The 22,749-nt window shown below is 59.4% G+C and carries 20 protein-coding genes and 3 tRNA genes; 5 read left to right on the top strand and 18 right to left on the bottom strand.

Translation table 11 applies throughout. The annotated features are described in order from the left end of the window. From ACA059_RS27270 to rluD, 6 genes are all read right to left on the bottom strand, one after another. A tRNA-Lys gene (locus ACA059_RS27270) sits at nucleotides 1-76 on the bottom strand. A gap of 5 nt (nucleotides 77-81) precedes the next feature. After that, a tRNA-Pro gene (locus ACA059_RS27275) sits at nucleotides 82-158 on the bottom strand. A 9-nt stretch (nucleotides 159-167) separates the two neighbouring features. Next, nucleotides 168-243, bottom strand: a tRNA-Asn gene (locus ACA059_RS27280). 298 nt (nucleotides 244-541) lie between these two features. Next, the gene (gene clpB, locus ACA059_RS27285) at nucleotides 542-3,106 is read right to left on the bottom strand and encodes an ATP-dependent chaperone ClpB (protein ID WP_462033372.1); all 2,565 of its coding nucleotides are present in this window, start codon (nucleotides 3,104-3,106) and stop codon (nucleotides 542-544) included. Between the two features lie 130 nt (nucleotides 3,107-3,236). After that, the gene (gene pgeF / locus ACA059_RS27290) at nucleotides 3,237-3,962 is read right to left on the bottom strand and encodes a peptidoglycan editing factor PgeF (RefSeq protein ID WP_497631645.1); all 726 of its coding nucleotides are present in this window, start codon (nucleotides 3,960-3,962) and stop codon (nucleotides 3,237-3,239) included. Continuing rightward, nucleotides 3,959-4,921 (bottom strand): 23S rRNA pseudouridine(1911/1915/1917) synthase RluD, encoded by a 963-nt coding sequence (gene rluD / locus ACA059_RS27295; RefSeq protein ID WP_007942311.1) that lies wholly within the window; start codon nucleotides 4,919-4,921, stop codon nucleotides 3,959-3,961. Before rluD ends, pgeF begins: the two co-directional genes overlap by 4 nt. Nucleotides 4,922-5,072: 151 nt before the next feature. Between rluD and ACA059_RS27300 the strand changes: the two genes are divergently transcribed. The 4 genes from ACA059_RS27300 to ACA059_RS27315 all read left to right on the top strand — a co-directional run bounded on the left by ACA059_RS27300 (nucleotide 5,073) and on the right by ACA059_RS27315 (nucleotide 9,373). Beyond that, nucleotides 5,073-6,095 carry an outer membrane protein assembly factor BamD gene (locus tag ACA059_RS27300; protein ID WP_497631646.1) on the top strand — a complete coding sequence of 341 codons (1,023 nt, stop codon included), beginning with the start codon at nucleotides 5,073-5,075 and terminating at the stop codon, nucleotides 6,093-6,095. Nucleotides 6,096-6,217: 122 nt separating this feature from the next. Then, nucleotides 6,218-6,451 carry a PP0621 family protein gene (locus ACA059_RS27305; protein WP_008154904.1) on the top strand — a complete coding sequence of 78 codons (234 nt, stop codon included), beginning with the start codon at nucleotides 6,218-6,220 and terminating at the stop codon, nucleotides 6,449-6,451. Further along, nucleotides 6,441-8,030, top strand: coding sequence for a sensor histidine kinase (locus tag ACA059_RS27310; protein ID WP_497631647.1), 1,590 nt, complete (start codon nucleotides 6,441-6,443; stop codon nucleotides 8,028-8,030). The genes ACA059_RS27305 and ACA059_RS27310 overlap by 11 nt, the downstream gene beginning before the upstream one ends. Next, nucleotides 8,027-9,373, top strand: a complete 1,347-nt coding sequence (locus tag ACA059_RS27315) for a sigma-54-dependent transcriptional regulator (RefSeq protein WP_497631648.1) — start codon at nucleotides 8,027-8,029, stop codon at nucleotides 9,371-9,373. Before ACA059_RS27310 ends, ACA059_RS27315 begins: the two co-directional genes overlap by 4 nt. A gap of 3 nt (nucleotides 9,374-9,376) precedes the next feature. Here the strand turns inward: ACA059_RS27315 and thiO are convergent, their stop codons facing one another. From thiO to ACA059_RS27350, 7 genes are read right to left on the bottom strand one after another with little or no spacing between them, the layout of a single operon-like run. Continuing rightward, entirely contained in the window at nucleotides 9,377-10,477 is a 1,101-nt protein-coding gene (thiO, locus tag ACA059_RS27320) for a glycine oxidase ThiO (protein ID WP_497631649.1), read from the bottom strand. Between the two features lie 56 nt (nucleotides 10,478-10,533). Continuing rightward, nucleotides 10,534-10,935, bottom strand: coding sequence for a type IV pilin protein (locus ACA059_RS27325; RefSeq protein ID WP_497631650.1), 402 nt, complete (start codon nucleotides 10,933-10,935; stop codon nucleotides 10,534-10,536). A gap of 14 nt (nucleotides 10,936-10,949) precedes the next feature. Then, entirely contained in the window at nucleotides 10,950-14,027 is a 3,078-nt protein-coding gene (locus ACA059_RS27330) for a pilus assembly protein (RefSeq protein ID WP_497631651.1), read from the bottom strand. Then, entirely contained in the window at nucleotides 14,014-14,493 is a 480-nt protein-coding gene (locus tag ACA059_RS27335; protein WP_497631652.1) for a pilus assembly PilX family protein, read from the bottom strand. Before ACA059_RS27335 ends, ACA059_RS27330 begins: the two co-directional genes overlap by 14 nt. 11 nt (nucleotides 14,494-14,504) lie before the next feature. Then, nucleotides 14,505-15,218: a PilW family protein gene (locus ACA059_RS27340; protein ID WP_497631654.1), complete on the bottom strand. Its 714-nt coding sequence runs from the start codon at nucleotides 15,216-15,218 to the stop codon at nucleotides 14,505-14,507. Further along, a complete protein-coding gene (pilV, locus tag ACA059_RS27345; protein ID WP_497631655.1) occupies nucleotides 15,215-15,664 on the bottom strand; it encodes a type IV pilus modification protein PilV in 450 nt (149 codons plus the stop codon). The genes ACA059_RS27340 and pilV overlap by 4 nt, the downstream gene beginning before the upstream one ends. After that, on the bottom strand, nucleotides 15,661-16,134 hold the full coding sequence (locus ACA059_RS27350; RefSeq protein WP_497631656.1) for a GspH/FimT family pseudopilin: 474 nt from the start codon (nucleotides 16,132-16,134) through the stop codon (nucleotides 15,661-15,663). Before ACA059_RS27350 ends, pilV begins: the two co-directional genes overlap by 4 nt. Before the next feature lie 131 nt (nucleotides 16,135-16,265). Here ACA059_RS27350 and ACA059_RS27355 point away from each other — a divergent pair, with 131 nt between their 5' ends. Further along, nucleotides 16,266-16,808: a GspH/FimT family pseudopilin gene (locus ACA059_RS27355; RefSeq protein ID WP_497631658.1), complete on the top strand. Its 543-nt coding sequence runs from the start codon at nucleotides 16,266-16,268 to the stop codon at nucleotides 16,806-16,808. On the opposite strand, the gene ispH is transcribed toward ACA059_RS27355, so the two are convergent. The 5 genes from ispH to ribF form a co-directional block, all read right to left on the bottom strand. Further along, nucleotides 16,785-17,732 (bottom strand): 4-hydroxy-3-methylbut-2-enyl diphosphate reductase, encoded by a 948-nt coding sequence (ispH, locus tag ACA059_RS27360; protein ID WP_348124531.1) that lies wholly within the window; start codon nucleotides 17,730-17,732, stop codon nucleotides 16,785-16,787. The genes ACA059_RS27355 and ispH overlap by 24 nt on opposite strands. A gap of 254 nt (nucleotides 17,733-17,986) precedes the next feature. Then, nucleotides 17,987-18,424, bottom strand: coding sequence for an FKBP-type peptidyl-prolyl cis-trans isomerase (gene fkpB / locus ACA059_RS27365; RefSeq protein ID WP_177327872.1), 438 nt, complete (start codon nucleotides 18,422-18,424; stop codon nucleotides 17,987-17,989). A 7-nt stretch (nucleotides 18,425-18,431) separates the two neighbouring features. Then, the gene (lspA, locus tag ACA059_RS27370) at nucleotides 18,432-18,944 is read right to left on the bottom strand and encodes a signal peptidase II (RefSeq protein ID WP_201194590.1); all 513 of its coding nucleotides are present in this window, start codon (nucleotides 18,942-18,944) and stop codon (nucleotides 18,432-18,434) included. Beyond that, nucleotides 18,937-21,768, bottom strand: a complete 2,832-nt coding sequence (gene ileS / locus ACA059_RS27375; protein WP_497631660.1) for an isoleucine--tRNA ligase — start codon at nucleotides 21,766-21,768, stop codon at nucleotides 18,937-18,939. Before ileS ends, lspA begins: the two co-directional genes overlap by 8 nt. Next, nucleotides 21,769-22,719 carry a bifunctional riboflavin kinase/FAD synthetase gene (gene ribF, locus ACA059_RS27380; RefSeq protein WP_008154932.1) on the bottom strand — a complete coding sequence of 317 codons (951 nt, stop codon included), beginning with the start codon at nucleotides 22,717-22,719 and terminating at the stop codon, nucleotides 21,769-21,771. It abuts the gene before it with no gap. Nucleotides 22,720-22,749 lie beyond the last annotated feature (30 nt).

Raw genomic sequence — 22,749 nt, forward strand, 5'->3', positions numbered from 1 at the left:
TGGTGGGTCGTGTGGGATTCGAACCTACGACCAATTGGTTAAAAGCCAACTGCTCTACCAACTGAGCTAACGACCCAAAAATGGTCGGGGTAAGGGGATTCGAACTCCTGACATCCTGCTCCCAAAGCAGGCGCGCTACCGGACTGCGCTATACCCCGGTTTGAAATTGGCTCCGTGACCAGGACTCGAACCTGGGACCCAATGATTAACAGTCATTTGCTCTACCGACTGAGCTATCACGGAACTACATATTTCAATTTACAACTGTGAAGCTTGCTTCACCTCTTCGACCCGTTCGCATCGCTGCGTTCGTGTGTCTGAGGCGCGCTATTCTACAATCTTAAGCACCTCTGTCAACCCCCTAAATTGCTTTCAAGTTAATGATTTGCAACTTATTTCAGATTCCTGCTTGGGGAGCGGGAACCCTTCAGGGCGACTTACTGCGGGGCGCACTTTACAAGCCTTTTCCTTTCAGTTCAACAGCCTGGCGAAAAAAAGGCCTCGCAATGCGAGGCCTCTTCAATTTTGCTGCCGCCGTGGATCAGACGAAGACGATTTCGTCGTTTTCCACGACACCCTTCGCGGTATCGCCGGGCAGGAAACGACCGGACAGAATCAACTGTGCCAGCGGGTTCTCGATCCAGCGCTGGATCGCTCGCTTGAGCGGCCGTGCGCCGTAAACCGGGTCGTAACCTACCGCGATCAGCTTATCCATGGCCTCAGGGCTGAGATCAAGCTTCAGCTCGCGCTCGGTCAGGCGACTACGCAGACGACCCAGCTGGATCTCGGTAATGCCCGCGATCTGATCCCGAGCCAACGGTTCGAAGATCACCACTTCGTCGACCCGGTTGATGAACTCCGGTCGGAAGTGCGTGGAAATCGCATCCATCACCGCCGCACGTTGCGCCTCACGATCACCGACCAGTTCCTGGATCTGCACCGAACCCAGGTTGGAGGTCATGACGATCACGGTATTCTTGAAATCCACCGTGCGCCCATGACTGTCGGTCAGTCGGCCATCTTCCAGCACTTGCAGCAAGATGTTGAAGACGTCCGGGTGGGCCTTCTCGACCTCGTCCAGGAGGATTACCGAATAAGGCTTGCGACGCACCGCCTCGGTCAGGTAACCGCCCTCTTCATAGCCTACGTAGCCTGGTGGCGCACCGATCAGACGAGCCACGGAATGTTTCTCCATGAACTCGGACATATCGATCCGCACCATCGCCTCTTCCGTATCAAAGAGGAACTCGGCCAGTGCCTTGCACAGCTCGGTTTTACCGACACCGGTCGGGCCGAGGAACATGAACGAACCGCTCGGGCGATTCGGGTCGGACAACCCGGCACGGGAACGCCGCACTGCGTTGGAGACCGCGATTACCGCTTCGTCCTGGCCGATCACACGTTGGTGCAACAAGCTTTCCATCTTCATCAGTTTGTCGCGCTCGCCTTCGAGCATTTTCGACACCGGAATGCCCGTCCACTTGGACACGACTTCAGCGATCTCTTCTTCAGTCACCTTGCTGCGCAGCAACTGGTTTTCAGTTTTGCCGTGCTGGTCGACCATTTGCAGGCTGCGCTCCAGGTCCGGGATGATCCCGTACTGCAGCTCGGCCATGCGGTTCAAGTCGCCTTTGCGGCGGGCCGCTTCCAGTTCCTGACGGGACTGTTCGATTTTCTGCTGGATCTGCGCGGAACCCTGAACTTCGGCTTTTTCCGCGTTCCAGATTTCCTCCAGGTCCGAGTACTCACGTTCGAGGCGGACGATTTCTTCCTGGAGTTTTTCCAGACGCTTTATCGCGGCTTCGTCGCTTTCTTTCTTCAGCGCCTGGGATTCCACCTTCAGCTGAATCAAACGACGCTCCAGACGATCGAGCACTTCCGGCTTGGAGTCGATCTCCATGCGGATGCGGCTAGCCGCTTCGTCGATCAGGTCGATGGCCTTGTCCGGCAACTGACGGTCCGTGATGTAGCGATGACTGAGCTTGGCCGCAGCGATGATCGCGCCGTCGGTGATCGCCACTTTGTGGTGAACCTCGTAGCGCTCTTTCAGGCCCCGCAGAATCGCGATGGTGTCTTCTTCGCTCGGTTCGTCCACCAACACTTTCTGGAAGCGCCGTTCGAGGGCAGCGTCCTTCTCTATATATTGGCGGTACTCGTTGAGCGTGGTCGCGCCGACGCAGTGCAGTTCACCACGGGCCAACGCAGGTTTGAGCATGTTACCCGCGTCCATCGAGCCTTCGCCTTTACCGGCGCCGACCATGGTGTGCAGTTCGTCGATGAACAGAATGATCTGCCCTTCCTGCTTCGACAGTTCGTTGAGCAGGGATTTGAGGCGTTCTTCGAACTCGCCACGGTACTTGGCACCGGCAATCAGCGACCCCATGTCCAGGGACAGCAGGCGCTTGCCTTTCAGTCCATCCGGGACTTCGCCGTTGATGATGCGCTGGGCCAAGCCTTCGGCGATGGCGGTTTTACCCACGCCGGGCTCACCGATCAGCACCGGGTTGTTCTTGGTACGGCGTTGCAGGACCTGAATGGTCCGGCGAATTTCGTCGTCACGGCCGATCACCGGATCGAGCTTGCCTTCTTCGGCACGCTTGGTCAGGTCGACGGTGTATTTATCCAGCGCCTGGCGCGACTCTTCGTGGTTGGCGTCATTGACGGCCTCACCACCGCGCAGGTTGTTGATCGCGTTTTCCAGGGCTTTCTTGCTGACGCCCTGGCCGAGCAACAATTTGCCGAGCTTGCTGTTCTCGTCCATGGCGGCGAGCAACACCAGCTCGCTGGAGATGAACTGGTCGCCCTTCTGCTGGGCCAGGCGATCGGCCTGGTTGAGCAGGCGCGCCAAATCCTGCGACATGTTGACGTCGCCGGTTGGATTCTGGATTTTTGGTAGTTGGTCGAGCTCTTTGGTCAGCTCTTTACGCAGGCTGTTGACGTCGAAGCCAACCTGCATCAACAGGGGTTTGATCGAACCACCCTGCTGTTCAAGCATGGCTTGCATCAAGTGCGCCGGTTCAATGCCCGGATGATCGAGGCCGACGGCCAGGGATTGGGCGTCGGACAAGGCTAACTGCAACTTGCTGGTTAAACGGTCTATACGCATGGGTCACCTTCCTTTTGAGCAGGCCGGACCTATAAAACATCCTGAATGAAGAAACCTGCCAGATACCGTTATAGATGCGGTCGATTCTGGGAGTTTCAAGCGTCGTGACGTTGATGCAGGTCAGCTAAGTCTAGCGTTCGAGCCAGACAAGGGAGGCAAACCGACCGGTGCGTGGACTGCGGCGGTAAGAAAAGAAGCGAGGATCGGTCACGGTGCAGAAACCGCCACCATAAACAGCGGTGACACCGCGAGCCGCCAGACGCAAACGCGCCAGCTCGTAAATGTCGGCCATGAATTTGCCAGCATTTTGACTTGGCACGAAGGCTTTGGCGGCTTCGGGCAATTGCTCGACGAAGGTTTCACGCACTTCAGGGCCGACTTCAAACGCTTGCGGACCAATGGCCGGACCGAGCCAGACCAGCACTTCTTCTGGCGGCACGGCCAGACTGTCGAGGGTTGCTTCCAGCACACCCGCCGCCAACCCGCGCCAACCGGCATGAGCCGCCGCTACGCGAGTACCGGCACGGTCGCAGAACAGCGCCGGCAGGCAATCCGCGGTCATCGCCGTGCAGGCAATACCGGGCGTTGCCGTCCAGCTGGCATCGGCAGTGGCCGTAAGGCTTGGGTCTGCGTGGGCCACGGCAATGCCGTGAACCTGCTTTAACCAGGCCGGCTGAATAGAGAAATGATCGGTGAGGCGACGGCGGTTTTCGGCAACAGCTTCGGGGCTGTCATCGACGTGATCGCCGAGATTGAGGCTGTCGAACGGCGCCAGACTGACGCCGCCCGCACGGGTGGTCACGCAGGCTTTCACCCCGGCAGGCGCAGGCCAGTCGGGAATCAGCCAGTCACTCATCCGATGAACGCCTCACGGTCTTGCTTGAGCAGCGTCAGCAACCAGACGAAATCGTCCGGCAGTGGCGATTCCCAGCTCATGCGTTTACCGGTGGTCGGGTGATCCAGCTCGAGGAACCGCGCATGCAGTGCCTGACGCGGGAACGCCTTCAACGATTCGACCATGGTCACACTGGCTGCCGGTGGAATGCGGAAGCGACCGCCGTAGGCGGGATCTCCGACCAACGGGTAGTTGATGTGGGCCATGTGCACGCGAATCTGGTGGGTACGGCCGGTTTCCAGCTTCACCCGCACGTGCGTGTGGGAGCGGAAACGCTCGAGCACGCGGTAATGGCTGACGGCTTGCTTGCCACCTTCCATCACGGCCATGCGCTGGCGTTGCTGGCCGTGACGACCGATCGGCGCGTTGATCTTGCCACCCGCCGTCACCACGCCAATCACGATGCATTCGTAGATCCGGCTGACGCTACGGCTCTGCAACTGTGTAACCAGCTGCGTCTGCGCTTGAATGGTCTTGGCCACCACCATCAGACCGGTGGTGTCCTTGTCCAGGCGATGCACGATACCGGCGCGGGGCACATTGATGATGTCCGGCACGTGGTGCAACAAGGCGTTGAGCAAGGTGCCATCAGCGTGACCGGCGGCAGGATGCACCACCAGACCCGCAGGTTTGTTGATCACCAGGATGTCGTCGTCTTCATAGACGATGTCCAGCTCGATGTCCTGAGCGATCCATTCGCCCTGAGCTTCCTGCTCGGCAGTGAGTTCAAGAATGGCACCACCATGAACAATGTCTCGCGGGCGGATAACCGCCCCATCCACAGTCAGGCGGCCGTCTTTGATCCAGGCGGAAAGGCGCGAGCGCGAGTGCTCAGCGAATAATTGTGCGGCGACTTGATCGAGGCGTTGGCCGCCCAATTCGGACGGCACCTCTGCGCGAAGTTCAATTTTATCGGACATGCTCAGACTAGGCGTCGGCACAGCCTTTGGTTTCGGCTGCGCGCTTGTGGTTAAATACGGCGTCTTTTGCCCCGAGGCTATTCAACGGGGCGCTCATCATAACAGGACGGCCCCGCCCAAGACAGCGGCCGTCATAGGGACGCAAGCCGCCATGCAAGTGAAACACCTGCTGCTGATCGCCATCCTCGCATTGACCGCTGCTTGCTCATCGAAGGAAGTCGTAGACGAAAACCTGAGCGAAGTCGAGCTGTACCAGCAGGCTCAGCACGATCTGGACAACAATAGCTACACCGCCGCCACAGCCAAGCTGAAGGCGCTGGAGTCGCGTTATCCGTTCGGTCGCTACGCCGATCAGGCTCAACTCGAGCTCATCTACGCCAACTACAAGAACACCGAGCCTGAAGCTGCGAAGTCCGCTGCCGAGCGCTTCATTCGACTGCACCCGCAGCACCCGAACGTGGATTACGCGTATTACCTCAAGGGTCTGACTTCTTTCGACCAGGACGTCGGCCTGTTGTCGCGCTTCCTGCCGTTGGACATGACCAAGCGTGACCCGGGTGCCGCTCGCGACTCCTACAACGAGTTCGCCCAGCTGACCAGCCGCTTCCCCAATAGCCGCTACTCGCCGGACGCCAAGCAGCGCATGATCTACCTGCGCAACCTGCTGGCGGCCTACGAGATTCACGTTGCCGACTATTACCTGACTCGTCAGGCCTATGTCGCCGCCGCGAACCGTGGTCGCTACGTGGTGGAAAACTTCCAGGAAACCCCTTCGGTCGGTGACGGCCTGGCGGTGATGACAGAGGCCTACCAGCGTCTGCACCTGGACGATCTGGCCGCCACCAGCCTCGAAACCCTGAAGCTCAACTACCCGAACCATCCAAGCCTGGTCGACGGTCAGTTCCAGCCTTCGGTGGCCGAAGCCGACAACCGTTCGTGGCTGAGCAAGGCGACCCTGGGCCTGATCGAATCCCGTCCACCGCTGCCGCCGGGCGAAACCCGCGCCAACCAGGACGTGCAGAAGCAGTTCCAGGACGCCAAGGACGCCATTCCAAGCGATCTCAAGCCTAAAGATGAAAATGGCGACGTGATCGAGGAAGAGGAACACGAGTCCGAAGCCAATAACAGCGACCGCTCGTGGTTCAGCTACATGACCTTCGGCGTGTTTGACTGACACATCGGGTTGTACAAAAAGGAGCCTTTCGAGGCTCCTTTTTTATGGGCTCGATGATTACGCTGTGCGCTGGTCATGTCCTTGGCTAAACTGGCTCATCACTCGCCATATAGCAGCTCATCATGCTTCGTTTACTGTTCTGGATCGCCCTGATTGCCGCTGCGGTATGGTTCTGGCGCAAGTTCAAGGGCCAGGCTTCTGTGCCCAAATCCTCTGCCGAGCTGGAAGCGGCTCCGATGGTCCGCTGCGCCCATTGCGGCGTACACCTGCCACGCGACCGCGCGCTGAGTCTTCAACAACAGTGGTATTGCAGCCAGGCTCATCTTGAGCAAGGCCCGGGCTCCAGTGATCGCTGAGACCTCCAGTCCCGGCAGCAAACAGGCCCAGCGATTGCTGCGCCTCTATCACCTTTACCGCTTGAGCATCGGCATCACCCTGGTGCTGTTGATCTCCAGCAACATGGACAACCAACTGCTGACGTTCAGCAATGACGACCTGCTGCGCAGTGGCAGCTGGTTTTACCTGGTGCTGAATATCCTGGTGGTGGTATTCCTCGGGAACACCCGGCGCCCGGCGCAACTATTCAGCCTGGCGCTGACCGACGTCCTGCTGCTGTGCGGTCTGTTCTACGCCGCCGGCGGTGTGGCCAGCGCCATCGGCAACTTGCTGATCGTATCGATAGCCATCAGTAACACCTTGTTGCGAGGGCGCATCGGCCTGCTGATTGCCGCCGTTGGCGCGCTTGGCATCGTCGGGCTGAGCTTCCTCCTGAGTTTCAGCCATCCCGCCACCCCCAACGATTACCTGCAAGTCGGCACGCTCGGCGCCTTGTGTTTTGCTGCGGCATTGCTGGTGCAAGGGCTGATCCGACGCCTGGAGGTCAGCGAAACCCTCGCCGAACAACGGGCCAGCGAAGTCGTCGGCCTCGAAGCTCTCAACGCCCTGATCCTGCAACGCATGCGTACCGGCATCCTGGTACTCGACGACAAGCGGCGGGTTCAACTGGCCAACCACAGTGCCTTGAACCTGTTAGGCAGGGAAAATCTTACCGGCCATCTGATCGACGACTACTTACCCAGCCTGGTCGAACGCCTGCAATTGTGGCTCAACAATCCGACGCTACACCCCCAGAGCCTGAAAGTCGCCAGTAGTGGTCTGGAGCTGCAACCGAGCTTCATTGCCCTGGACCAAAGCCCACACCACCAGACGCTGGTCTTTCTCGAAGACCTCGCGCAAATCGCTCAACAAGCCCAGCAATTGAAGCTCGCCGCCCTCGGTCGCCTGACCGCCGGTATCGCCCATGAAATCCGCAATCCACTGGGCGCCGTTAGTCATGCCGCGCAGCTATTGCAAGAATCAGAGGAACTGAACGGCGCGGATCGACGTCTGACACAGATTATTCAAGACCACTCTCAGCGAATGAATCGGGTAATCGAAAACGTCCTGCAACTTTCCCGCCGCCAGCAAACCGTAGCGCAACGGCTTGATCTGAAACCGTGGCTGGAGCAGTACGTCAACGAAACCCGCGAAGGGGCGATCGAGCATCAGCAGATTCATCTGCGCATCGGCTCAGGAGACTTCAAAACCCTGATGGATCCAGACCAACTGACCCAGATTCTCGACAATCTGTTGCGTAACGCCTGGCGCCATAGCGCCTTGAATCACGACCTGGCACAGGTCTGGCTCGAGTTGTTCGTCGATCCGGACAGCCAGCTGCCGGTCCTCGAGATCCTGGACGATGGCCCCGGAGTGGCACCGGAGCATCATGTGCACTTGTTCGAACCGTTCTTCACTACCAGCACCCAAGGCACCGGCCTGGGGCTTTATCTGTCCCGTGAGCTGTGCGAAAGCAACCAGGCCCGCCTAGACTTCAAACCACGCCAAGGCGGCGGCTGCTTTCGCATCACCTTTGCTCACGGACGGAAACAAAGTTGAACATAAGCCCACGGCAAAAAGTCCTGATCGTCGACGACGAACCGGATATCCGCGAACTCCTGGAAATCACCCTGGGACGGATGAAACTCGACACCTTCAGTGCCCGCAACCTCGGCGAAGCCCAGGCCCTGCTCTCGCGAGAGACGTTCGACTTGTGCCTCACCGACATGCGCTTGCCGGACGGCACCGGCCTTGAGCTGGTGCAACACATCCAGCAACGCCACCCAAACGTACCGGTGGCAATGATCACCGCTTATGGCAGCCTGGAAACGGCAATCAACGCCCTCAAGTCTGGCGCCTTCGACTTCCTGACCAAACCGGTGGACCTCACTCGCCTGCGGGAACTGGTCAGCAGCGCGCTTCGGTTGCCTGCGCCGGGCGGCACCGGCATCGCCATCGATCGCCGGCTGCTGGGTGATTCACCGCCCATGCGCGCCTTGCGCAAACACATCGACAAACTCGCCCGCAGCCAGGCGCCGGTGTACATCAGCGGCGAATCCGGCAGCGGCAAGGAATTGGTCGCGCGACTGATCCATGAGCAAGGCCCCCGCGCCAGTCAACCCTTTATCCCGGTCAATTGCGGGGCGATTCCGTCAGAATTGATGGAGAGCGAATTTTTCGGGCATCGCAAAGGCAGCTTCAGTGGTGCCATCGAAGACAAACCCGGACTGTTCCAGGCTGCCCATGGCGGCACCCTGTTCCTCGACGAAGTGGCTGATTTGCCGCTGGCGATGCAGGTCAAGCTGCTACGGGCGATACAGGAAAAAGCCGTTCGCGGTGTCGGCGAGCAACAGGAAACCGTGGTCGATGTGCGTATCCTTTGCGCCACCCACAAAGACCTCGACGCCGAAGTCGCCGCCGAACGCTTTCGCCAGGATTTGTACTACCGGTTGAACGTGATCGAACTACGGGTACCGCCCTTGCGCGAACGCCGTGACGACATCGAATCCCTCGCCAGCCATATGCTCAAACGCCTGGCCATCAGCACTGGCCAACCCGCCGCAAAACTCCACCCCCAAGCCCTCGACGCGCTGAAAAGCTATCGCTTCCCCGGCAATGTGCGGGAACTGGAGAACGTGCTCGAACGGGCTCACACGTTGTGCGAAAACAAGCAGATCGAAGCCAGCGACCTGCGACTGGCCGAAGGCAACTGCAACCCGGAAGGCGGTGTGCCGGACCTGACGCAGATCGACAACCTGGAAGACTACCTGGAAAACGTCGAACGCAACCTTATCCTCCAAGCCCTGGAAGAAACCCGCTGGAACCGCACGGCGGCAGCTCAGCGGTTGAATCTTTCATTCAGGTCGATGCGCTACAGGCTCAAGAAACTGGGACTCGATTGAGTCTCAGATCCGCCCAGCCGGTGCATACGGCGCCGGATCAATGATCGGCTCACGCCCCAGCATCACATCCGCAAACAACTGACACGACGCTGGCGCCAGCACCAAGCCATTACGGTAGTGCCCGCAATTAAGCCAAAGACCTTCGAACCCTGGCACCCGACCGATGTAGGGAATACCTTCCGGCGAGCCCGGTCGCAACCCGGCCCAGTGGCCGACGACCTCGGCATCCGCCAGTGCAGGAATCAACTCCACCGCCGACGCCTTCAGGCTCTCCAGGGCAGATTCGGTCGGCGTCTTGTCGAAGCCTTCATGCTCCAGCGTGCTGCCGATCAGAATGTGCCCGTCGCGCCGAGGAATCGCATAACGCCCCTTGGCCAGAACCATGCTCGGCAGGAAATCCGCTGCGCATTTGTAGAGAATCATCTGCCCTTTCACCGGCTCGACTGGCAGCTCCATACCCAGGATTTTAAGCAAATCACCGCTCCAGGCACCCGCGGTCAGCACCACCTGATCGCCATGAATCGCTCCCGCCGAGGTCTGCACCCCGACCACCGTAGCGCCTTCACGGACAAACCCGCTGACTTCACACTGCTCATGAATCGTCACGTTCGGCAGCGCCAGCAACGCAGCCTTGAGGGACTTCACCAGCCGCGGATTACGCACATTGGCCACATCGGCCATGTAGATCGCCCGGGAAAAACCGCTCCCCAACACCGGCACCGCGTCGTGAGCCGCCGAGATATCCACAGCCCGCAACGGACGGTTTTCCCGCTCGGCCCAGGCCAGCGCCTCGGCCTCGTCATCCAGGTCCAGCCAGTACAACCCGGTGGTATGCACCTCAGGATCGACACCGGTGGCTGCAAACAGTCGCTCACCCAGCTGTGGATAAAAATCCTGGGACCAATGCGCCAACGCGGTGACCGCCGGGCTGTAGCGCCACGGGTAGAGCGGCGAGACGATGCCGCCGCCGGCCCAGGACGACTCCTGACCGACGTTCGAACGATCCAGCAGCACAACACTTTGCACTTCGGACGCGAGATTGAACGCTGTCAGCAGGCCAATCACCCCGCCGCCGACAATCACCACTTGCTGTTGCCTGGTCATGTTCTGATCCAACCGTTAGATAGACAGAGGGCGCAAAAGGCGCCCGAAAAGGGAACTCAGCGACCCCAGCAATCTTTAGTGGCGAGCCCGGACTCCGCATTGACCATGGATCTGACACCAGTGTTGGTGATGGTGAAATCCCCACACTTGTCAGTCTCCATGGCTTTGCCGGCCGTGCGAACTGCCGTCAGCAGGAAGGTCTGATCGGTCAGGGTCTGGGTAATGGTGTAAAAGTCATTGCCGGCGCTCAGGCCTGCAACGCCGGTGTAGACATTGCTCTTCGAATAGAAACGCTCGAGGATCTGCGCCTGCTCGGAGAGCAGCCCGGCCACTTCCGTTCTACGGCCTTTTTTTACGTACTCGGTGAGGCTCGGGTAGCCAATGGTGATAACGATCCCGATGATCGCTATCACGATCATGATTTCGATCAGGGTAAAACCTCGGTTGGATCTGCGCATGCCTCAACTCTCACTTACTGTATTTGTCGCCACATGATGCGACGGCTGCCGCCGCCGGATTTTTCCACCAGGGTGGAAATGCCACCACTGGAGTCGTTCACGATCTTGCGGGTCGCTCCGTTGACGATGGCGTTCAGGGTCGGAATGCCGCCGGTAAAGATCACCCCGCTGGACACCGTGTCGGTACTGTCGACCACCCCGTCGCCGTTGCTGTCGAGCACCGCGTAGTTGAGCATCTTACCGCTGAACGCATCCAGTTCGACCAGTTTGCCGGTGCCGAAGCTGGCACAGGGGTCTGTGGTGTCCACGCTCGCCGTGGTAAATACAATCCGCCCCAGCACCAGACTGGCCTGATTGATCACCCGCTCGCCGGTCAACACGCTGTTATAGACCAGCGGCAGATACCAGCCCTTTTCTGTCGGATAGGTCACATCGTTCTGGCTGGTGGTGATGAATTGCCCGCTGCTGCCCGAGAACACCCCCGTCACCGCCTGAGCCTGCAAACTGGACGTTGTGATTTGCCCGGAGCCACCTTCCGCATCCCACACTGCATAGAAGGCCTGAATGTCTTTGTTGGTCTTGTCGGCAGTCTCGTTGAATTTACCGGTGCCGAAAAACACTTCCTTACCCCCCAACGAATTATCCGCCAGCAATGGTTGCGCGGTAATCGGCTGGGTGACGCCGCCCGCAGTGGTAAACAGCGGTTTGCGGGAAAACGCCAGGTCCCACGATGCCGGGGAGGTGGCGCTCAAATCAAACTTCCACAGCCTCCCCTTCAAGTCGCCGCCATAAGCGGCCTGCACCACATTCTGCGAGTTGACCCTGAGCTTCACCGACGACAGGCCGTTGGTCGTCTCGGAGCCGTCGACCACGATTTTCTTGATCAGCGAGCCGTCACGAATGTCGACCACGTACAACGCTGCCACCCCGGAGTTGCTGCCATAACCGTTGGAGATGAATGCCGCCCATCGACCGTCGGCCAAGCGTGCCACTTCCGGTCGTGCGTAGGCATAACCCAGATCATTGAAATCGTTTCCGGAGTCGGGGGTGGTCGGCGCGCTGAACTCCCATAACGCCTTGGTCACGTTACCGGCCGATGCGTCGAACAGTTGCAACGCATAGAAGGTTCGCCCCCCTGCCCCTGTCCCACCCAACGCGAGGGTTTTCCAGGCACTGTCGAGTTGGGCATCGAACACGCCCACCTGACCGTCTACCAAAAACTTGTGGCTCACCCCGTTTATGTAAGTGGTGTCGGCGATGTAGCGCAGTGACGGCAACACACTGGACGGCATAAAAGCGTAACGCCGTGTGCCATTGGACGTGTTGATGACGTTGACAAATCCGTCGTTGGCGTTCACCACCAGGCTGGCGTTCATGCCTGCCGCTTTGGTTGCCAGATAAGTGCTGTAAGTGGAGTCGCCTGACAGATCGGACGCGGTTTTATCCGTGGGTGACGCCAGCGCCAGCGGTGAATTGATGATGTCGCCAAGCAGCACACTGCGCACTTTCAGGCCAACCTTGTTGGTGCCCTTGCTCCACTCCACCAGATCGCTGCCGGTGATGCCGATGGGCAAACTCTGGTTGAGGGAGGTTTGCTGGGCAGGGGAAAAGTTGGCATAGGCCAGCGTCACGGCAGCTTTGGTCAGGGTGTTCCAGGACTGATAGGTCGGCGCCGTGGCACTGGGCACAATGGCAGTATCAGTGCTCCATAACACCGAGGCGGTGTTGACCGTGCCACCGGAGGTAAATCCGTAAGACTTGATCGTGCCGCGCCAGTCCTTGGGATCGTAACTGCTCTGGAAATAACTCGAACCGCTGGCCAGGATGGTCCCGCTGGTGACGCCCCCCCCACCGGAGCCGGCCTTGGAGGTGATGTCGCTCAGCGCTGACGACAGTGCACTGTTGAGTCCTGTACTGTCGGTCGCTTGGTAATACTTGCCCTGCCCGTAACTCGCCGCGTCCGACAACATCTGGTTCGAAGTGGCGAAACCCACGGTGTAGGTGTTCATGTTCTGCTTTGGAAAATCCGCTGCGTCCCAGCTTTTGCTCGCAGAATCGGTACCGGTCGTGCGCATGTCGATATCGAAGGCAAACTTGGCGATGTCATCCAGATAAAGGGTGTCGCCTTCACCATCGCCACCGGGGCCGTCGTTGTCTACATCGTCCCAATTGGGAAGCCTGGGACCGTCCTGGGCAACGGCTTGTGGATCGTCAGTCGGAAAGGTCCGGTCAAAGGTTGGCAAGCCATCGGTAATCACCACACCGTAGTTTTTCTGGCACCGGTACTGGATCGGGCTGGTGTAGTTGGTGGATGTCGGATTGTAGAACGGCGCAATGCCGCGCATGTACCGGGTGACTTCGTAATAGGCTTCTGCCAACGGCGTGTTGGCGACGGCTCTCAAAGCGCCGATCGCGTCGGTCAGCGCTTTGAATTTGGCATCACCCGACAGATCGTCAACGGGTATGGCGATGTAGCCACCATTGCCGCGGTTGTTGCTGGTGACCGCGTTGAACGTCGCCAGGCCTATACGCAGCCCTCGGTTACTGGTCACCAGATCGGTGGACACCTTGCGCGCAACGTTCATCCGGTAATCGGTGGGGATTGAGCCAGTGGTGAAATCCTTGGTCGAACTGTTCGCCAGACTGATCAGGTAAGACAGGTAGTTGGCCGAGTAACGGGTGTTCTGGCCGCCCACCGGATCGGGCAGTTTCAGGCAAAACGAATTCACCCCCTGAGAGCCTTTAAAAAAACCAACATAACCTGGCGCACAGCCACCGCGATTGAGACTGGACAGAAAAATATTGGTATCGGTCATATTGAGGTTTTGTCCTTCCTCGCAGGAGTCATCTGAACTGCAGATGGTCACCTGAGGACGATTTGTGACTGTCGGATCGAAACCCGCCGCCCAGACAATGCTGTTCATGCTCCCCGAATCGTCGATCAACAACATTACGTTCGGCGCGACAGCCGCGGCGCTCAACAGCGGAGATTCCGACGGTGTGAAGGCATACGCCGGCGCTGAGAGATAAAAACCCAACAACATGCCGCAAACCAGGCGCCATAGCACGGCGTGCCTTTTAGTATTTCGCATAGACACTCTCCACCACACTGCGCGAGTTGCCCGCGATGCCGACTGCGGTCACGCGGTACAGCGTTGTCGAGGTGTTGCTCGGCACATTCACGGCGGTCAGGGTGGTGCCGATATTTTGCACCCCGTAAAAACCGCTGCCGGAGGCGATCCAGTTCACTCCCGAGGTGGAATTGAAGCCGGCGCCGGTAATTGTCGACGCCTCGGCTGGCGGTGCACATTGGGTAGTGCCGCTGCAGACCGGCAACGAATAGGCATCCAGTTGTACCGCGCTCTCACCCACGCGCAACGCCGATTCGGCGCCCTGGAACGACTGGTTGCGCAAGGTCACACTGGCGGCCATTTTTTCCTGCAGGGTGGCGTTTTGCATCGATGAAAGGCCGATCAGTGTCAGCAACAGAAGAAACACCAGGCTGACCAGCAGCGCCATGCCGCGCTGGGAGTGAGGGGTCTCGGGAGAAATACTCATCGGTGCTCCCCTCATGGCAAGCGGTTGCGCAGAGCGGCAACCACGTTGAAGGTTTGATCGTGCACCTGATCGTTCGGGTCCTTGAGGGTCAGCGTCAGGCGCACGCTACGGATTCGCGCAGGGTCTGACGGGTTGGGACTGTAACTGGAGGACGCCACATCGGTGGCGGAACTGGCGAGGCCGAAGCTCACATCGAAGGCGCTGACGTTATCCACCAGCACGAACTGAGTTGGCGTACCGCTACCAACACCCATGGTCAGTTGTCCATTCTTCAAGCTGTAGATCAGTCGTCGTATCGGAAACGCCAACTGCCCCGATGCAGGTGTCCTCGGCGGGGTATAGGCCGTCGCGGTGTTTCGACAATCGGAAATCACCGTCCAGGTCGGCGCCCCTCCACTCCCCCCCACATCGGCGGTCACCAGCGTGAGCTTGAGGTTGGCGTTGTCCCAACTGATCGGCGTTGTCTGACTGGCATTGAAGTCACCCGCCGAGCTTGAGTCGGTGATAGCCCCCAGACAACCGAACATGCCGACCATGCGAATTTCCTGAATCAGTTTACTCAGTGCAAAACGCGCATCTTCCTGCATCGCCGCAGCGGTGTTCTGGCTGACGTAGGTGTTCTTGGCCGCGATGAAAATCTGCGCCACGCCTAGCACCACAACCAAACTCAATGCCAGAGCGATCAGTAACTCGATCAGGCCGAAACCTCTGCTGGACCGGTTCATGGTGTCGACACCGGGTCGACGGTGGCGCGACTGGTCAGGGCGAAGCTGCGCCGCGAATTGGCGACATTGGCGGCCCGCGAGTCGTCCCAGGTGATGGTGATGGTGTACACCCGCTGATTGAGGGTGACGCTGCCGGTGGCGGTAGCGCCGAGTAAATTGACGATGTTGGTGGTGAAGTCGTAGAGGTCCTGATCACGGGCGACGCCCATGTTTGCCGATGTCGGCGGCGTGACGGTGTAATCGGCAGCGGAGTTGGCGCGAATGCGGTCCATCATGTCGTAGGCGATAAAACTCGCCTGGCTGGTCATCCGCGAGCTGTCCGTGTACTTCAGCGCATTGAGCTGAATCGCCGCCGCCCCCAACAGCCCAACACCCAGAATCAACAACGCAACCAAGACTTCGATCAGCGTCATGCCCTCCTGTGCCCGCTTGCTCCATCCCCTCATCCGCAACTTCCACCCAATAGAATTCGTCCGTTCAGACACACATTCAGCGTCCTGCTTTGCGCCCCCAGTACATAGCTGATCACTACCGCCGTGGACGGTGCCGATAACCCGCCCAGATTGTTGAAATCGATGGCGGTCACTCCTGAGGTTAGCGTCAGAGTCGCTCCGCTGCTCATCGCTGGAACAACCCGTAATACTTTGGCCAATTTGCCAGTACCGTCATAGACCGACAGATCCCCGGTCCAGGCACCGCCTTGCGCCGTCGGGCGAACCCGGGTGGTGACACCCCGATCGATCGCCTCGAGCCGGGCGAAATTCAGACCCCGTTGCAGATCGCCGATTTCGGTGTCGGCCTTGGTGCTTTGCACCGAATGGGTAAATGCCGGTACGGCCAGAGTGATCAGGACCAGAAAGACTGCGAGCGCGACCAGCAACTCGATCAGTGTGAAACCTTTTGTACGATGATCCATCGGTGCCCTCCGTTGCCGTCGGCTATACCTGCTTCTACACGCTAGAACATTCGACCGACAGGTGTTCGGTTGTTTTGCCATTACTTGCGCAGGGATTGCGCGGGCCGCAGCACTCCAGGGAGGGAGATGACATGCATCAGCAAGGTTTCAGCCTGATCGAACTGCTCATGGGACTGACAATTGTCGGGATTGTTCTGCAACTGGTCAGTCCGGCGTTCGCCGCACTGACTGAGTCGAACCATCGCGAGGAGGCGGCGAAGTCTCTGGTCAGCGGTCTGCGCAGCGCCAGAAGCGAAGCGATTACGCGAAACCAGACCGTCGTCATCCACGGGATAAACGACGACTGGAGCCAGGGCTGGCGGATCATTCTGGATGTCAGCGGCAAGGGACATGAGGACATCAGCAATCCGCTGCTGGTCGAGCGCCGGAGTGGCACTCGGGTGCCGATTTTCGGCAATCAATATGTCAGAACTTCCGTACGATTCAGCCATTTGGGCGAACCACTGTACGGTGGTTTTCAATCGGGGACATTACACATTTGCGCAGCCCGCGAACCGGTGAGCCAGCTCCAGGTGGTGCTGGCCGCGAGCGGCCGCATCAGCCTGCGCAGCAACAAGTCTGCACAGGCACTTTGCGTGGGAGGAGAAAACTTAGAGCAGCGAACGGACGCGTAGCTCTTTAGGCATCGAGAAGGTGATGTTCTCCTCGCGACCGGCCAGTTCGTCGGCGCCGGTAGCGCCCCACGCCTGCAACTGCTGGATCACGCCACGCACCAGGACTTCCGGTGCGGAGGCGCCAGCAGTGATGCCGATTCGCTCGACACCCTCGAACCAGCTCTTTTGCAGGTCTTCGGCGCCGTCGATCAGGTAGGCCGGGGTAGCCATGCGCTCGGCCAGTTCACGCAGGCGATTGGAGTTGGAGCTGTTCGGGCTGCCGACCACCAAGACCACGTCGCATTCGTCGGCCAGTTGCTTGACCGCGTCCTGACGGTTTTGCGTGGCATAGCAGATGTCGTCCTTGCGTGGGCCACCGATCGCCGGGAAGCGCGTACGCAGGGCGTCGATGACGCGGCTGGTATCGTCCATGGACAGGGTGGTCTGGGTCACGAACGCCAGTTTTTCAGGGTTGTTGACCTGCAAGGCGGCGACGTCTTTCTCGTCTTCGACCAGATAGATCGCACCACCATTGCTGCCATCGTACTGGCCCATGGTGCCTTCGACTTCCGGGTGACCGGCGTGGCCGATGAGGATGCATTCACGGCCGTCGCGGCTGTAGCGCGCGACTTCGATGTGCACCTTGGTCACCAGCGGGCAGGTAGCGTCGAACACTTTCAGACCACGACCGGCGGCTTCGGTGCGCACGGCCTGGGAAACACCGTGGGCACTGAAGATCACGATGACGTCGTCCGGCACCTGATCCAGTTCCTCGACGAAGATCGCCCCGCGAGCGCGCAGGTCTTCGACGACGAATTTGTTGTGGACCACTTCGTGGCGCACGTAGATCGGCGGCCCGAAAACTTCCAGGGCGCGGTTGACGATTTCGATCGCCCGGTCCACACCGGCGCAGAAGCCACGGGGGTTGGCGAGTTTGATTTGCATGCTGTGCCTCGTGTCTTGCGCGCAAGAAATAGCGAAAACAGTAGAAAAAACTACTTACTGTGGGAGCGAGCCTTTGTGGCGAGGGGATTTAGCGAAACGTCGCACCGCCCCGTTGGGGTGCGAAGCGCCCCTGAACCCAACCACCGCAGTCTTGAATGAGAACGCGCTGTCTGGTTTACGATTGCTTCGCAATCGAACGGGGCGGTGCGACGTTTCGCTAAATCCCCTCGCCACAACAAGCTCGCTCCCACAGGTTACAACGATTTGACGTTGATGATCTCGACGTCAAAGGTCAATGTCTTGCCGGCCAGCGGGTGGTTGAAGTCGATGGTCACTTGCTCGTCATCGAATGTCTTCACCACACCGGGCAACTCAGTATTGGCCGCATCGTTAAAGATCACCAGCAAGCCAGGCGACAGTTCCATGTCCTTGAACTGCGAGCGCGGGATGATCTGTACGTTCTGCGGGTTGGGTTGGCCAAAAGCGTTTTCCGGCTGAATCGTCAGCGTACGCTTGTCGCCAGCCTTGAAGCCGAACAGCGCTGCTTCGAACCCTGGCAACAGGTTGCCGTCACCGACCTTGAAGGTCGCCGGGGCTTTGTCGAAGGTGCTGTCGACGGTGTCGCCGTTCTCCAGGCGCAGTGCAAAGTGCAAGGTGACTTCCGTGTTCTGGCGGATGCGTTGCTCAGCCAATACCTGTTCAGTCATGAACGGTTTCTCCGGTCTTCTTACTTTTGAACATATCCAGTGCCAACATCACCGCACCGACGCTGATCGCGCTGTCGGCAAAGTTGAACGCCGGGAAATACCAGCGGTTCTGCCAATGCACCAGAATGAAATCGATCACATGGCCCAGGGCAATGCGGTCATACAGATTACCCAGCGCGCCACCCAGCACCAGCGCCAAAGCGACGGCCAGCCAGGTTTCGTTGCGCCCCAGACGTTTGAGCCACACTACCAGCACTGCACTGACCACGACCGCGATCAGGGCAAACAACCAGCGCTGCCAGCCGGAGCTGTCGGCCAGGAAGCTGAACGCCGCGCCTGTGTTGTAGGCCAGGGTCCAGCTGAACAAATCGGGGATCACCACGATTTGCTGGTACATCTCGAGCTTGCCTTCGAAGTAGAACTTGCTGGCCTGGTCGATGACCAGGACCAGCAAACTCAACCAGAGCCAGCTCAGCCGTCCGAAACGGCCAGCCGCATTAGGCATAGTGACGAACCTCGCCAGCGCCGCTGATGTTGTCGACGCAACGACCGCAGATTTCCGGATGCTCCGGGTTCACGCCGACGTCTTCACGGCAGTGCCAGCAACGGGCGCACTTGGCATGGCTCGACTTGACCACTTGCAGTTTCAAACCGGTGACTTCGGTAACCACCGCATCGGCCGGCGCCTGAACGAACGGTGCAACGGTAGCGGTCGAGGTGATCAGTACGAAGCGCAGCTCGTTGCTCAGCTTGGCCAGGTCGGCGCTCAGCGCCTCTTCGGCGAACAGCGTCACTTCGGCTTGCAGGTTGCCACCGACGGCCTTGGCCGCGCGCTGGATTTCCATTTCCTTGTTGACCGCGACCTTCACCGCCATGATCCGCTCCCAGTAGGCGCGGTCCAGCTCGACGTTTTCCGGCAGCTCGGTCAGGCCTTCGTACCAGGTGTTGAGCATTACCGATTCGTTACGCTCGCCCGGCAGGTATTCCCACAGTTCGTCAGCGGTGAATGCCAGGATCGGCGCGATCCAGCGCACCAGCGCTTCGGAGATGTGGTACAGCGCGGTTTGCGCCGAACGGCGGGCCTTGCTGTTGGCGCCAGTGGTGTACTGACGGTCCTTGATGATGTCGAGGTAGAAACCGCCCAGCTCCTGCACGCAGAAGTTGTGGATTTTGGAGTAGACGTTCCAGAAGCGGTATTCACCGTAGTGCTCTTGCAACTCGCGTTGCAGCAGCAGGGTGCGGTCCACGGCCCAACGGTCCAGCGCCAGCATTTCTTCGGCCGGCAGGATGTCGGTGGCCGGGTTGAAACCGGTCAGGTTGGAGAGCAGGAAGCGCGCGGTGTTACGGATCCGCCGGTAGGCGTCCGCACTGCGCTGCAGGATCTGCTCGGAAACCGCCATTTCACCCGAGTAATCGGTGGAAGCAACCCACAGACGCATGATGTCGGCGCCCAGGGTGTCGTTGACCTTTTGTGGCGCGATCACGTTGCCCAAGGACTTGGACATCTTGCGACCGGACTCATCGACGGTGAAGCCGTGAGTCAGCAGCTCGCGGTATGGCGCGTGATTGTCGATGGCGCAACCCGTCAGCAACGAGGAATGGAACCAGCCACGGTGTTGGTCCGAGCCTTCCAGGTACAAGTCAGCACGCGGGCCGGTCTCGTGACCCATCGCGTGCGACCCGCGCAGGACGTGCCAGTGCGTGGTGCCCGAATCGAACCAGACGTCCAGGGTGTCGCTGATCTTGTCGTATTGCGGCGCTTCGTCACCGAGCAACTCGGCGGCGTCCATCTTGAACCAGGCTTCGATGCCTTCGACTTCGACGCGCTTGGCGACTTCTTCCATCAGCTCGGCGGTACGTGGGTGCAGCTCGCCGCTTTCCTTGTTCAGGAAGAACGGGATCGGCACGCCCCAGTTGCGCTGACGGGAGATGCACCAGTCCGGACGGTTGGCGATCATCGAGTGCAGGCGCGCCTGGCCCCAGGCCGGGACGAACTTGGTCTCTTCGATGGCTTTGATCGCCCGCTTGCGCAGGGTGTCGCCGGTCACAGGTTCTTTGTCCATGCCGATGAACCATTGCGCGGTGGCGCGGTAGATCAGCGGGGTCTTGTGACGCCAGCAGTGCATGTAGCTGTGTTCGATGATGCTGGTGTGCAGCAGCGCACCCACTTCGGTCAATTTGTCGACGATAGCCGGGTTGGCCTTCCAGATAAACTGGCCGCCAAAAAACTCCAGCGACGGTACGTAAACGCCGTTGCTTTGTACCGGATTGATGATGTCATCGTTAACCATGCCGTACTTCTTGCAGGTCACGAAGTCGTCTACGCCGTAGGCTGGCGAGGAGTGAACCACGCCGGTGCCAGCGCCCAGTTCGACGTAGTCGGCCAGGTAAACCGGCGACAGACGGTCGTAGAACGGGTGACGGAAGTTGATCAGCTCCAGCTCTTTACCGGTGGTGGTCGCAATGACCGCGCCTTCCAGGCTGTAACGGGCCAGGCACGACTCGACCAGCTCTTCAGCCAGCACCAGCAGTTTGTCGCCAACGTCGACCAGGGCGTAGTTGAATTCCGGGTGAACGTTCAACGCCTGGTTGGCCGGAATGGTCCACGGAGTGGTGGTCCAGATCACGATCGAGGCAGGTTTGCCCAGCGACGGCAGACCGAAAGCGGCAGCCAGTTTGGCTTCGTCGGCAATCGGGAAGGCCACGTCGATGGTCGAGGACTTTTTGTTTTCGTACTCGACTTCCGCTTCAGCCAGGGCCGAACCGCAGTCGAAGCACCAGTTCACAGGCTTCAGGCCCTTGAACACGAAACCGCCCTTGACGATTTCTGCCAAAGCACGGATTTCACCGGCCTCGTTTTTGAAATCCATGGTCTTGTACGGGTTGGCAAAGTCGCCCAACACGCCCAGACGGATGAATTCGGACTTCTGGCCTTCGATCTGCTCGGTGGCGTAGGCACGGCACAGTTCGCGGGTTTTGTCCGCGCCCAGGTTTTTACCGTGGGTCACTTCGACTTTGTGCTCGATCGGCAGACCGTGGCAGTCCCAGCCCGGAACATAAGGCGCATCGAAACCCGACAGGGTTTTCGAGCGGATGATCATGTCCTTGAGAATCTTGTTCAGCGCATGACCGATGTGAATCGTGCCGTTGGCGTACGGAGGACCGTCGTGCAGAACGAACTTCGGACGATCCTTGCCAATCTCGCGCAACTTACCGTACAGGCCAATGCTGTCCCAGCGCTGCAGAATCTGCGGTTCGCGCTGAGGCAGGCCGGCCTTCATTGGGAAGGCGGTGTCCGGAAGGTTTAGCGTGGCTTTATAGTCGGTCATTTAAGGCTCTTCATTAGCGATTGGCGCTAGGTGCGACAGGGCACGGGCGGCGGCAACATCCGCATTGATCGCCGTCTTAAGCGCCTCCAGAGAGGCGAAACGCTGCTCTTCACGCAGCTTGTGGTGGAAAACCACCGTCAAACGCCGGTCATATAGATCGCCGGCAAAATCTAAAAGGTGCACTTCGAGGTGGGCTTTGCCATCACCTTGGACCGTTGGCCGCACGCCGATATTGGCGACGCCTGGCCAGGTCTTGCCGTCGATGTCGACGTTGACCAGGTAAACCCCGGTCAGCGGCACGCGACGACGCTTGAGCTGTATGTTGGCGGTGGGCGTACCCAGTTGGCGCGCCAGCTTCTGTCCGTGCAAAACCCGCCCGGCAATCCGGAACGGACGACCGAGCAGTCGCTCGGCCAGGGCAAAATCGGCAGCGGCCAGGGCATTGCGGACCTGGGTACTGCTGACGCGAATACCGTCCAGCTCGACGGTTTGCGCCGCTTCGACGGTAAAGCCTTGCAGGACGCCGGCCTGTTGCAGGAAATCGAAATCCCCTACCCGGTCGCAGCCGAAACGGAAATCGTCACCGACCTCAAGATGTTGTACACCGAGGCCGTCCACCAGAATGGTGTCGACGAATTCGGCGGCGCTGAGCTTGCTCAAGCGCTGGTTGAAGGCCAGGCACAGGACCCGGTCGACACCTTCTTCGGCCAGCAGTTGCAGTTTGTCCCGCAGCCGGGCCAGACGGGCCGGTGCCGTGTCCGGCGCGAAGAACTCTCGCGGCTGCGGCTCAAAAATCACCACGCAGCTGGGCACGCCCAACTCGAGCGCACGCTCACGGAGCCTCGCCAGGATAGCCTGGTGGCCACGGTGAACACCGTCAAAGTTGCCAATAGTGGCGACACAGCCCCGATGCTGGGGGCGCAGGTTGTGGAGGCCTCGAACCAGCTGCATAACGCGCTTCTTGCTCATAAAGTGGTCGAT

Source organism: Pseudomonas sp. LBUM1647 (assembly GCF_059716175.1).